Source organism: Clostridium celatum, from assembly GCF_021412605.1.
GTDB lineage: Bacteria > Bacillota > Clostridia > Clostridiales > Clostridiaceae > Clostridium > Clostridium celatum.
The window spans coordinates 1-13,688 of sequence record NZ_JAJKGM010000056.1 but is presented as its reverse complement, the minus strand read 5'-3'; the positions used below and the strand labels follow the sequence as shown (position 1 = coordinate 13,688).

6 protein-coding genes are annotated in these 13,688 nt (G+C 29.7%); all 6 read left to right on the top strand.

Translation table 11 applies throughout. The features are described from left to right. Positions 1–264: 264 nt before the first annotated feature. Positions 265–1,116 (top strand): DegV family protein, encoded by an 852-nt coding sequence (locus tag LPC13_RS15535; RefSeq protein WP_040419750.1) that lies wholly within the window; start codon positions 265–267, stop codon positions 1,114–1,116. A 15-nt stretch (positions 1,117–1,131) separates the two neighbouring features. Then, entirely contained in the window at positions 1,132–1,623 is a 492-nt protein-coding gene (locus tag LPC13_RS15530) for a DUF1836 domain-containing protein (protein ID WP_005214248.1), read from the top strand. 137 nt (positions 1,624–1,760) lie between these two features. After that, complete coding sequence (glgB, locus tag LPC13_RS15525; RefSeq protein ID WP_083875415.1) at positions 1,761–3,605, top strand: 1,4-alpha-glucan branching protein GlgB; 1,845 nt, start codon at positions 1,761–1,763, stop codon at positions 3,603–3,605. Between the two features lie 342 nt (positions 3,606–3,947). Further along, positions 3,948–8,018 carry a glycoside hydrolase family 2 TIM barrel-domain containing protein gene (locus tag LPC13_RS15520; protein ID WP_005214244.1) on the top strand — a complete coding sequence of 1,357 codons (4,071 nt, stop codon included), beginning with the start codon at positions 3,948–3,950 and terminating at the stop codon, positions 8,016–8,018. 262 nt (positions 8,019–8,280) lie between these two features. Continuing rightward, positions 8,281–9,405 carry an anaerobic sulfatase maturase gene (locus tag LPC13_RS15515; protein ID WP_005214242.1) on the top strand — a complete coding sequence of 375 codons (1,125 nt, stop codon included), beginning with the start codon at positions 8,281–8,283 and terminating at the stop codon, positions 9,403–9,405. A gap of 300 nt (positions 9,406–9,705) precedes the next feature. Beyond that, on the top strand, positions 9,706–13,688 hold a 3,983-nt coding region (locus LPC13_RS15510), incomplete at its 3' end, for a discoidin domain-containing protein (protein WP_234088986.1).

Sequence of the window (13,688 nt, the reverse complement as noted above, 5' to 3'; positions counted from 1 at the left end):
GCCGTGTACCAGACCGGTACGCACGGTGGTGTGAGAGGACGGAAAATAAAATAATTATTTTCCTCCTACTCGATTAATTTAACATATTTTAAAGTGTTTTTTCTTTGTGTAGTATAAGGAAATCAATTTGAATAAAGTGTGAAGTTTATTGACAAATAACGACTAGGGTGATAGACTAAAACATATAGTTTTAAAAACTACATAGTTTAGAATGTCAAACAAAATAACTTAGAGAATAAAATCAAATGAATGGAGAGAGGGCTTATGGTTAGAATAGTAACAGACTCATCATCACTTTACTCAGTAAAAGAAGGACAAGCTAATGGAATTATAGTTGCACCACTTACTGTAACTATAAATGGAAAAACATATAAAGAAAATGAAGAAATTAATACAAAGGAATTTATAGATATAATAAATGAAGGACATATTCCAATGTCTTCACAACCAGCAATTGGAGAGGTTGTAGACATATATGATAATTATCCAGAAGATGAAATAATAAATATTTCAATGGGAGATGGTTTATCAGGTACATATAATTCTGCTTGTATGGCAAGAGAAATGGGTAAAAATCCAGAACGTATACATGTAATAGATTCACAAACTTTATGTGGACCACATAAGTATTTAGTTGATTTAGCAGTAGCGTTAAGTAAATTAAATAAATCAAAAAATGAAATTATATCTGAACTAGATGAAGCAATTAAAAATACAAAATCATTTTTAATTCCAAATGATTTTGATTATTTAGTTAGAGGTGGAAGATTATCTCCGCTTGTTGGGAAAATAGGAAGTGTAATAAAATTAGTTCCTGTAATGACTTTATCAGAAGATAAAAAATCTTTAGTTAAATTTACTACTAAGCGTACTTTTAAAAAGGCTATACAAAAAATTTGTGAAGAAATGATAGAAGATAATGTAAGCTCAGATTTTAAGATTTATATTTCTCATGCATGTAAGGAAGAATTGGCAGAAGATGCAAAAAATATTATACTAGGTTATATAGGAAATGCTGATATTGAAACAAGATTATTAGGGCCTGCATTTACTACTCAAGGTGGACCAGGATGTGTTGCAATTCAATATATTAAAAAGCATAAAGTACTACAATAAGCTAGGGAGGTAATAATGGGTATTCCTGAATTTCATATACCAAGATTTAGTGAATTGCCAAGAGTTCCATTATATAAAGAACAGGTAATTATGTATTTAGAAGAAGTGGCAAAAGAACTTAATATTGATAATGAAGAAAAGCTATTAACGCCAACAATGCTTAATAATTATGTAAAACAAAAGGTTGTTTCGCCACCAAAAGATAAAAAGTATAATGAAAAACATTTGGCATATTTAATAGTTGTTTGTGTATTTAAACAGGTATTTAGTTTACAAGAAATATGTAGGCTTATAGATATACAAATGCAGCTTTATCCAATAGAAATAGCATATGATTATTTTTGTACAGAACTTGAAGAAGCTATAAAATCTGTTTTTATAACAAGAGATTTTTCGTATTCTAATTCAGCATTAAATGTAACAAAAGAAAGTGAGATATTAAGATCATCAGTTATGGCTATTGCTCACAAAATATTTGTTATGTATGAAATAGGAGAAAAAGCTTAAAAAATAAAGATCTACAGTGAAATTTTTGCTGTAGATCTTTTATTTTTAAAAAATTTTTATAGTTTTTATATTCCAAATAATGTAAAATAGTCATGGGTGATAAAATCACTACATTTACAATTAAAGGAGATAATAATATGGATATGTATGGATTTTACACAGGAGAAGTTTTTGATGCTTATAAATATTTAGGTGCGCATTTAGAAGATGATGGAGTTGTGTTTAGAACATATGCACCACATGCTTTAAAAGTAGAGTTAATTGGTGAGTTTAATCAATGGGATGGAAGTGAAATGAAGCGTATAGAGGATGATAAGTTCTTTGAATGTACAGTTCCAAATGCAAAGCCAGGAATGTTATATAAGTATAGAATTTACAGTAAAGATGGAGAATATGTAGATCATTGTGACCCATATGGTTTTGGTATGGAGTTAAGACCAAACACGGCATCTATTATTAGAGACTTGAGAGAATATGAATTTACTGATGAAGAATGGATAAAAAATAGAAGTGATTGTAAGGATAAACCATTAAATATTTATGAAGTACATTTAGGATCTTGGAAGAAAAAAAGTGATGATACTTGGTATACATATAGAGAAATAGGAGAAATGTTAATTCCGTATGTAAAAGAGTATGGTTATAATTATATTGAAATAATGCCATTAAGTGAACATCCTTGTGATGAATCTTGGGGATATCAAAATACAGGATTTTTTAGTCCAACATCTAGATATGGAACAGCAACAGAGTTAAAAGAATTTATTAATAAATGTCATGAAAATAACATAGGAGTAATTATGGATTTTGTACCGGTTCATTTCGCAGTAGATGGATTTGCTTTAGCAAATTATGACGGTACTTCATTATATGAATATCCACACGAAGATATTGCAATAAGTCAATGGGGAAGTAAAAATTTTATGCATTCTAAAGGGGAAGTGAGAAGCTTTTTACAATCCGTAGCAAACTATTGGCTTGAAGAATATCATTTTGATGGTTTAAGAATGGATGCAATAAGTAATATTATTTATTGGCAAGGAGATTCAAATAGAGGAGAAAATAAAGAAGCTGTAGAATTTATAAAAAATTTAAATAGTGGATTAAAAAGAATGCATCCTAATACAATTTTAGCTGCAGAGGATTCAACAGCATATCCGAATGTCACAGAAAAAGTAGAAGATGGTGGTCTTGGATTTGATTATAAATGGGACATGGGATGGATGAATGATACTTTAGAATATTTTAAATTACATCCTTATGATAGAAAAAAAAGTTATCATAAGTTAACTTTTTCTATGATGTATTTTTATAGTGAAAAATTCTTAATGCCTTTTTCACATGATGAAGTAGTGCATGGAAAAGGTACAATTATACAAAAAATGAATGGTGAATATGATGATAAGTTTAGGCAAGCAAGAGCGTTATACATGTATATGTATGCGCATCCAGGAAAAAAACTTAACTTTATGGGAAATGAAATAGCTCAATTTAGAGAATGGGATGAAAAGAGAGAGCAAGATTGGGATCTTTTAAATTATCCTATTCATCAAAAATTTCATAAGTTTATGAAGGAGTTAAATCATATATACCTTAATTACCCAGCATTATACAAAATGGATTATGAATTAGAAGGCTTTAAGTGGCTAGATTGTCATCAAGAAGAAAAATGTATTTATGCATTTGAAAGATATTGTGAGGGACAAAAAATTGTAGCAATTTTTAATTTTTCAGCTGAGAAATATGATAATTATGAGGTTGAAATAGATAGAGAAGGAAATATAGAAGTTCTTTTTGATAGTAATATGGAGCAATACGGTGGTGATGGAAACTGTAGTTATAGAACTTTAATCGAAGAAAATACTAAGTATGTTGAAAGAGAAGATAGAAATGATCATAGTTTGATAATTGCAAATAGCGTTAAGCGACTTTTATCAGTTGATATAAAACCATTTTCAGCAATATATTATGTGTTTAAATAAATTATTAATATAAATCTAAATTTTAAAGTGTAAAATATTAATTTTTTAATTTATAAAAAGAGATGATATAATCTTAAAAATCAACGAATTTTAGAGATTGTATCATCTTTATTTAATAATATTAGTTTAATCATCAAAAAATGATTAAAAATCACAGAAAAATAAGGAATAATAGAAATAATAAACTTTACTGAAACTTAAAATGATGGTATTATTATACAGAAAAGGTTATTTGATGAATCGTAAAAAGGGATGAGGATTAAATATACATAAAAAATAATATGTATAATATGTTTACGTTTTCGTTGGATTACTAATATCAATTAAGGGGAGGGTATAAAAATGAATGTATTTCAAAAAAAGAGTTCAGCTGTAGCAGTTGCCATGGCACTTTCAATTAATTTAGTACCAATGGCTGCAAATGCTGAAACAAAAGAAGCAGCAAATGCTGAAACGGTAAATGTAGGATTTATTAAAGAAGGAGAAAGATCCACTTTATTTAATCAAGACTGGCGTTTCTTTAAAGGCAACCAAGATGGTGCTGAAGCTGTAGATTTTAATGATTCAGCGTGGAGAAATTTAAATTTACCACATGACTGGAGTATTGAAGGTGAATTTACAGTTCAAGGTGAAGCTGAAAGTGGTTTCTTATTGGGAGGTACTGGATGGTATCGTAAACATTTCGTAGTTCCAGAAAAATATGAAGGAAAAGATTTTACTTTAAACTTTGATGGAGTTTACATGAATGCAGAAGTTTATGTAAATGGACAAAAGGTAGGGGAACATAATTATGGGTACACAGCTTTTGCTTTTGATATTACAGATGCATTAGTTTGTGATGGCCAAACTGAAAACATAATTGCTGTAAAGGTTTCTAATCCTATTCCAACAAGTAGATGGTATTCAGGAAGTGGTATTTATAGAGATGTTACTTTAAGTGTTACAGATTCTATACATGTTGCACACTTAGGAACAACAGTTACTACTCCAAATCTTGAAATTCAAAAAGGTGGAGCTGTAGATGTAAATGTAGAAACGGTAATTGAAAATGAATCTTTAGATAATTCAAATGTTACAGTTAAGACTACGATAATAGATGCAAATGGACAAGCAGTTAGTGAGCCAGTAACAACTACTGAAAATGTTGCAAAAGATGGAACTAAAACTGTTGCACAAACAGCTGTAGTTAATAATCCAAATCTTTGGTCAACTGATAATCCTAATATGTATCAAGTAAAAACAGAGGTTATAGTAGGAGATGAAGTTGTAGATACTTATTTTACTGATTTTGGATTTAGATATTATAGCTTTGACAGAGATACAGGTTTCTCATTAAATGGTGAAATGATGAAACTTAAAGGTGTTTGTATGCACCATGACCAAGGGTCTTTAGGAGCAGCATCTTATTATAGAGCTGTAGAAAGACAAATGGAAATAATGAAGGAAATGGGAGTTAATGCAATTAGAGTATCTCATAATCCTGCAAGTGAAGCTTTATTAGAAATTTGTAATCGTTTAGGATTAATGGTTATAGATGAAGCCTTTGATACTTGGACAAATCCTAAGAATGGTAATAGTAATGACTTTTCTAAATACTTTAATGCTACAATAGGAGAAGATAACCAAATAATAAATGGTGAAGCTGATATGACATGGGGTGAATTTGAAGCTAAATCAATGGTTAAAAATGCTAAGAATAATCCATCAGTAATCATGTGGTCAGTTGGTAATGAAGTGTTAGAAGGTATCGGAGGAGATTCTTCTAACTATACTACAGTTGTTCAAAATATTATAGATTGGATTCAAGAAGAAGATACAACAAGACCTGTTACTATCGGAGATAATCAATCTAAGAATGGTAGTAGTAGAGCACAAGCTATTTCAGATGTAGTTGCTGAAAATGGTGGTATAGTTGGATTTAACTATACAAATCAAAATCAATTTAATAGCTTATTAAACAATAATGAAAATTGGATAGCTTATGATTCAGAAACTAGTAGTGCTGTTCATAGTAGAGGTTATTATAAAACTTGGGGAAGAGATAATAGCGCTCTTCAAATGGCTGAATATGACAATAATGAAAATAGAGTTGGATGGGGACATTCAGCAAGTACTGCATGGAAATATGTTATAAAAAATGATAGAAATGCAGGAGAGTTTGTATGGACAGGATTTGATTATATAGGTGAACCAACTCCTTGGAATGGTGTATCAACAGGTTCTGTAAGTGGTCAAGGAGCAGCTCCTAAATCAAGTTATTTTGGTATAGTTGATACTGCTGGTTTTGAAAAAGATATTTATTATTTATATCAAAGTCAATGGAATGATGATGTAAACACATTACATTTATTACCTACATGGAATAGGGAAGATATATACCTAAGCAATGGTGTAGCTACAGTTCAAGTATTTACAGATGCTTATAAAGTTGAGTTATACTTAAACGGTGAAAAAATTGGAGAACAAACTGCTACAGAGCATACTACAGAAGCTGGATATAAATATTATACATTTGGTGATGATGAATTATATCCAACATTTAATGTAACTTATGAAGCAGGAACTTTAGAAGCTAAGGCTTATGATAAAGATGGTAATGAAATAACTAATACAGAAGGTAGAAGCTCTGTAACAACTACAGGTGAAGCTGTTACTGTAGATTTAAGTGCAGATAATACTACTATTGCTGCTGATGGATATGATTTATCTTATATTACTGTTGATTTAGTAGATGCAGATGGAAACATTGTTGGTGGTGCTAACAATGAATTAACTTATACTCTTGAAGGAAATGGTAAGATTGTAGGTTTAGATAATGGTAATGCAGCTGATACTACTTCTTACAAGCCAACTACTGATAAGCTTGGTACTAGAAGTGCATTTAGTGGAAAAGCATTAGTAATAGTTCAATCTACTAAAGATGCAGGTGAAATGACATTAACAGTTTCAGGTGAAGGGTTAAAATCTAAATCTATAACAATTAATACTGAAAATAGAGCCGGAGACGATAAATATATAGAATCTTATGATATAGTTAAAGATTATTATGTTTCTTTAGGTGAAAAACCAGAATTACCAACAACTGTAGAAGCAAGATATAGTGATGGAACAACAGCTAACTTTAATATTGAATGGAATGCTTATGATGAAGAAATATTAAATACTCCACAAATAGCTAAGTTAACTGGTAAATTAGAAGGTACAGATATAGCTGTAGTTGTTAATGTTCATATTATAGGTGATGTAGTTGCTATGGAAAATTATTCAACTTTCACTTATGCTGGTACAACTCCATCTCTTCCTAAGACTGTAAAAGGTTATTTAGTAGATGGTGGTGATAGTGAAGAATTTGTTGTTAATTGGGATTTAGAAGGCAAAGATTTCTCTACTGAAGGTGAAACTGTAGTTGTTAATGGTACAGTTAGCTTATTAGGTAAAGAATATCCTGTTACTGCTTCAGTTAGAGTAGTTGAAGCATTAAGAACAGCAAGTAACCTTGCACTTAATAATGCAGAAAACAATGATGTTCCAACATTATCACAAAGCTGTACTTCTACATCAGATAATTTAAATTCTATTAATAATGGTATTACTAATAATGGAAGTGCAACAGATCAACGTTGGACAAACTGGAGTGAACGTGATTTAACTGTTGATGGAGAGCCAAAGGGAGCTTATATTCAATTAGATTGGGATAATAAACATGCTATTGACCGTTTAGACCTATGGTTCTTTACAGATAATGTATATAGTAGAATTCCAAAGAAAGTAGAAATAAGTTATAAGAATGAAGCAGGGGAATATGTAGTTGCTTCTCATACAAATACAACAGAAGTTTCTTATACTTCAGGAGAAACAACTTATAGATTAGACAATGTAATAAACACAGATAGTATACGTGTTTATATGCAACAACCAGAAGCAGGAAAATGTGTTGGTTTAACTGAAATGGCTGTTTATCAATATGTTCCACAGGTAAATGCTAATGTATCAGCTGCTTTATCTGAAATTAAGTTAGATGGTCAAGCTTTAGCTGACTTTGCTCCAGATAAAATGGAATATACTGTTGAAGTAGAAACATTACCTACAACAGTGGAAGCTATAGGACAAAGCAATGCAGCTGTAACTGTATTACCGATTTATAACAATAAATCATTAATAGTAGTTCGTTCAGAAGCTGGAACAAAGAATGTATATACTATAAACTATGTATTAGATGATGTAGAACCAGAATTAGTTTTAGATATTAATGGAGATGGAGCTATAACTATAGGAGACTTAGCTATAGTATCTAAGAATTTTGGTAATGTTGTATCAGGAAATGAACTAAGTGAAAAATCTGATATAAATAAAGATGGTGTAGTAAATACAGAGGATTTAAAGCTTATTATAGATAATATATTTGGAAACTAATATTATTTTTATTAAATTAAAAAATATCATTATTTAAAAATAATAAAAATAGGTTAATATTAAATGATGACAAATGGTATATTTAAATTTGCAATATACCATTTGTCTATTTTTTTATTCAATAGTACATAATTTTGAGTATTAATAAAGGTTAAGTTATATAAGGTGTATAAAATTGATAGATAAAACTAAATAAGGTAAAATTAAAATCAGTAGGAAATATAGAAAAAAACAGTATTTAAGGGGAAGAGGAGAATATATAATGCCACCAATTAATTTATTGATAAAACCAGCATCAGGTAATTGTAATTTAAGGTGCAAGTATTGTTTCTATAAAGATGTAGCTAAAAATAGAGAAAAAGAATCATATGGGTTTATGAGTGAAGAAACATTATCAAAGGTTTTAGAAAAATCATTAGCTTATGCAGAGAGAGAATGTGTAATAGCATATCAAGGAGGAGAACCTACATTAATAGGATTAGACTTTTTTAAAAAGTCATTAGAGTATGAAAAATTACATAATATAAATAATGTTAAAATAGTTCATGCAATACAAACTAATGGATATACTCTTAATAAGGAATGGGTAAAGTTTTTTAAAGAAAATAATTTTTTAGTAGGAATTTCATTAGATGGTAATAAAGCTACACATGATGAATATAGAAAAAACTTAAAAGAAGAAGGAACTTTTTATAGGGTTTTAGAAGGAATAAATTTATTAAAAAAATATGAAGTAGATTTTAATATATTAACTGTAGTAAATTCTAAGACTGTAAACGAAATAGAAAAAATATATAAGTTTTATAGAAAAAACAATCTAAATTTTATGCAGTTTATACCTTGTTTAGATAAGCTAAATAAAAATCCTGGAGAAGATGTGTATTCTATAACGCCAAAGGAATATGGGGACTTTTTAAATAAATTATTTGATCTTTGGTTTGAAGATTTTAAAAAAGGAAATGAACCATATATTAGAACTTTTGATAATTATTTAGCTATTATCTTAGGATATTTACCAGAGGCTTGTGAGCATAGAGGTATATGTAATAAACAATACATAATAGAGTCTGATGGAGAAGTTTATCCTTGTGATTTTTATGTTTTAGACAAGTACAAGCTTGGAAACTTGAACTTTAATTCAATAAATGAAATAGATAATAAAAGAATGGATATTAAATTTATTGAACATTCAATGATAGAGACTAAACAGTGTAAGAGTTGTAACTATTTTAAATTATGTAGAGGCGGGTGCAAAAGAAATAGAATGGAATTTAACAACAGTGGAAATTACATCAATTATTTTTGCCAGTCATATAAAATGTTCTTTGAATATTCATTAGATAGATTAATAAGTGTAGCTAATTTTATAAAATATAATAAGAATTAATATAAACTGATTTAAAAACTATAATAAAATTATTTGTGTATATAAGTATTAAGAAAAATAAATTTTTAATATTAGTGTCGATACAAATAGTTTTAATATAGTTTTTTTGCTTTATTATATAAGAATATTGCTGAAAAAATACAAAAATATTACAAAAGGTTTATATTAAAAAAAATGGGTGATAAAATTTATTTGAGAGAATAGTCTATTAATTAATACATATTAAGAGGCTAATAAAAAACTGTTAATTAATTTAACAGAATATTTTTAAATTAAACTTAAAAACAGGGGGATATGAGAATGATTAGGAGAAATAAAAAGTTATGCGTAATGATTTTAAGCATGATGATGGTCGCAAATTCATTTACCTATGTAAAAGCAGAAACTAATGTAGTAAAGACAAATCTTGCATTAGAGGATGGAGTAGTAGCAACAACATCAGATGATGAAACATCAGATTTTACTGGAAGTAAAGCAATTGATGGAATAGTTGATTATGAAAATTCAGGAAAACAATCTAGATGGGCTAGTAATACAACATCAGCAACTATAGAAAATAAAAAGTGGTTAAAAATTGATTTAGGTGAAGTTAAAAACTTTGATGAAATAGTAATCGATTGGGAAAGAAAAAATGCAACTAATTATATAATTGAAGTAAGTAGTGATGATACAACTTGGAGAACGATTGAAGAGTTTACAAGTGCACCAAGTGAATATAGACAAGTAGTCAAGCTTGATTCGCAAGAAACTGCACGTTATGTTCGTTTATCTATTTCAAATTATTCAGAAACAGCAGATAAAAGAGATACTGATGGAAGTAATAAAAGTATAACTTGGAATACAGTATCAGTATTTGAACTTGAAGTAAATCAATATCAAGAAGTTGAAAATTTAGCACTTAAGGGAACAGCAACAGCTAATGCTTTTGAAGGTGGAGCGTTAACAGCAGATAAGGTTAATGATGGAAATGATACTACTAGATGGGCTAGTGAAGTTAGAAGTGCAACAACTGAAAATCCACATTGGGTACAAATTGAATTACCAGAAGCTAAAACAATTCAAAGTTTTGTTATCAATTGGGAGAGAAATAATGTAATTGATTACGAAATTCAAATTTCTAATGATGGACAAGAGTGGGAAACAGCATGGGCAAGAACTTCTAAAAACGATAACTGTAGGGTAGCTGCTAATTTTGATCAACCTAAGACGGCCCAATATGTTAGAGTTAAAATAAATAATTTTGACCAAACAGGTACAAATGCATCTGGAGTAACTAATACATGGAATACAGTTTCAATATATGAATTTGAATTATATTCTAATAAATTAGATTTACCAACTTACACAATTGATGATGTTGTAGGTTCAATAACAGCACCTGTTGTAAATAAGGGCGATGCAAAAATGCAAATGCCAGAGGTTCCAGAAGGATTTGAATTAGAATTTGTTGGTGCAGATTACGAGCAAATTATAGGTGCTGATGGAACTATATATGAACCATTAGTTGATACAACTGTAGAAGTTAACTTCAAAGTTAAAAAGGGAGATGAGGAAAGAACTACAGCAGCATTACAAGTACTTGTTCCAGGGAAATATGAAGCTAATGTTGGTAATGAAAAGCCAAAAGTTATTCCAGAACTAGCAGAATGGTATGGAACAGAAGGAAATTTTGAAATTTCAGATAGTACAAGGATAATTGTTGATAGCAATTATAACAATGAATTAATGGAAACAGCTAATAAGTTTGCTAGTGATTATGAAGATATTATGGGAAGAGAAATAGCTGTAGAAGTAGGAACAGAAGCAGTAGCAGGAAGCTTTTTCTTAACATTGGCAACAGAAGATGGTGGTCTTTGTGATGAAGGTAATATTATAACAATAACTGATTCTGTTAAAATCGAAGCTAAGGCTAATCAAGGGGCATTTTATGCAACACGTTCTATATTGCAAATTTTAAAACAAACAGAAAGCACATTACCACAAGGTATTGTTAGAGATTATCCAAAATATAAAGTAAGAGGTTTTATTTTAGATGTAGCAAGAAAATCTTATGAATTAGATTCATTAAAAGAGCTTGCTGAAACTATGGCTTGGTACAAATTAAATGATTTACAAGTTCATTTAAACGATAACTATATATTCTTGGAAGACTATATAAATTCAGATAAATCTAATATAGAAGATGCATATGATGCATATTCTGCATTTAGACTAGAATCTGATCTAAAAAATGAAGCAGGAGAAGGTATCACATCTACAGATGTATACTATACTAAGGATGAATTTAGAGAATTTATTCAATCTTCAAGACAAATGGGAATAAATGTAGTACCAGAAATAGATACTCCAGCTCATGCTTTGGCATTTACAAGAGTGTTTAGAAATTTAGCTTTAGAAGGATGGAATCCAAGAATATCTAATAGACCTGTATTAGATCATTTAGATTTAGGAAATCCAGAATCTTTAGAATTTGTTAAGACTTTATTTAATGAATATATGCAAGGCGATAACCCAGTATTTGATACAGAAACTACAGTTCATGTAGGTACTGATGAATATGAAGCTAATAAGGAGCAATATAGATCATTTACAGATTCTGTTCTTGGTCACATTCAAGATTCAGGTAGAACAGTTCGTATGTGGGGTGGATTAACTTGGCTTGATGGAACAACAGAAGTTAGATCTGAAGGAGTTCAATTAAATGTTTGGTCAAGAGATTGGGCAGAGCCAACACAAATGTATAATGAAGGATATGACTTAATAAATACACTTGATTCAAGTCTTTATATAGTTCCTGCAGCTGGATATTATGCAAACTATCTAAATGCTCAAAATCTTTATAATAACTGGGAACCAAATGTAATGGCAGGGAAAGAATTCCCAGCAGGTGATGACCAAATGTTAGGGGCTGCTTATGCAATATGGAATGACTCAATAGATAAGAGAAGTCAAAGTGTTTCTGAATATGATGTATTTGATAGATTCTTTAAGGCGCTTCCAGCACTTGCAGAAAAAATGTGGGGTGAAGGAGAAGATAAGACATATGCAGAACTAAATGAATTATCTGCAGTTACAGGTACAGCTCCAAATACTAACCCATATTATACTGTAGAATCAGATACTCCTAACTATGTAGAATATGATTTTGAAGAAGAAGAAATATTAGATAAGTCAGGAAATGGATATGATTCAATTTCTAAGAAAAATGTATCACTTGAAGCAGGAAAGAAAGGACAAGCTTTAAGACTTAATGGTGGAGAAAGCTATGTAGAGACTCCAATTAAGAGAGTTGGGCTTCCAAACTCAATTTCTTTCTGGATTAAGAAAGATGGAAATGCTCCAGAAGGAGAACAAATTTTATTTGAATCACCATCTAAATTTGATAATTATGCTATAAAAGCAGTTGATGCTAATGGTAATGTTGGATTTACAAGAGAAAGAGATGACTTCTCATTTAATTACCAATTACCAGATGATGAATGGGTATATTTAACTATTACAAGTGAAAATGAAAGAACTTCATTATACGTTAATAATGAATTAGTTGATACTTTAGGAAATAGACCAGTTGCAACTTTACTTATTCCATTTGAACGTATAGGAAGTACAACAAATTCATTTAAGGGATTAATTGATGGAATAGTTCTTGGAAGTGAATTACCACAAGATGAAACAGTTATAGATTCAACTAATTTTACAGTTACATCTGATAATGAAAATGCACTTGTAAATGGAGTTGAAGGACCAGCATATTTAGCATTTGATAATGACTTAAATACTATTTGGCATTCAAACTATAGTCCATATCAAGCATTACCAGCAACTATTGAAGTGGATATGAAGGAAGTTCAAAATATAGATAAAATAACTTATATTCCAAGACAAGATGGTAGCCCAAATGGAAGAGTGTTAAAGTGTGAAATATTAGTAAAGGCTAATGCAGAAGATGAATATACTAGTGTTGGTACATTTACTTGGGATAATAATATAGCTAACAAGTATGCTAAGTTTGATGCTGTAGATGCTAGATATGTTAAGATAAGCGTTACTGAAGGAGCAACAAATAGCTCAAATCAATTTGCTTCAGCAGCAGAATTTACTATTCATAAGGTAAAAGAAGAAACTCCAGAAATTCCAGAAGAAGTACAAGCAGGAATTAATATGACTATAGCTGAAGAAGTGACAGTTGGAAGTGACTTCGATATAAATGTTAACTTAAGCGACATAAAAGAAAATATGTATGCTATGGAATTTGAAGTTGACTATGATGAAACAAAAGTAGA

Excerpts from the sequence above, each read along its gene's own strand:
- glgB (WP_083875415.1), top strand. The coding sequence starts at position 1,761 with ATGGATATGTATGGATTTTACACAGGAGAAGTTTTTGATGCTTATAAA.
- LPC13_RS15530 (WP_005214248.1), top strand. The coding sequence starts at position 1,132 with ATGGGTATTCCTGAATTTCATATACCAAGATTTAGTGAATTGCCAAGA.
- LPC13_RS15535 (WP_040419750.1), top strand. The coding sequence starts at position 265 with ATGGTTAGAATAGTAACAGACTCATCATCACTTTACTCAGTAAAAGAA.
- LPC13_RS15515 (WP_005214242.1), top strand. The coding sequence starts at position 8,281 with ATGCCACCAATTAATTTATTGATAAAACCAGCATCAGGTAATTGTAAT.
- LPC13_RS15520 (WP_005214244.1), top strand. The coding sequence starts at position 3,948 with ATGAATGTATTTCAAAAAAAGAGTTCAGCTGTAGCAGTTGCCATGGCA.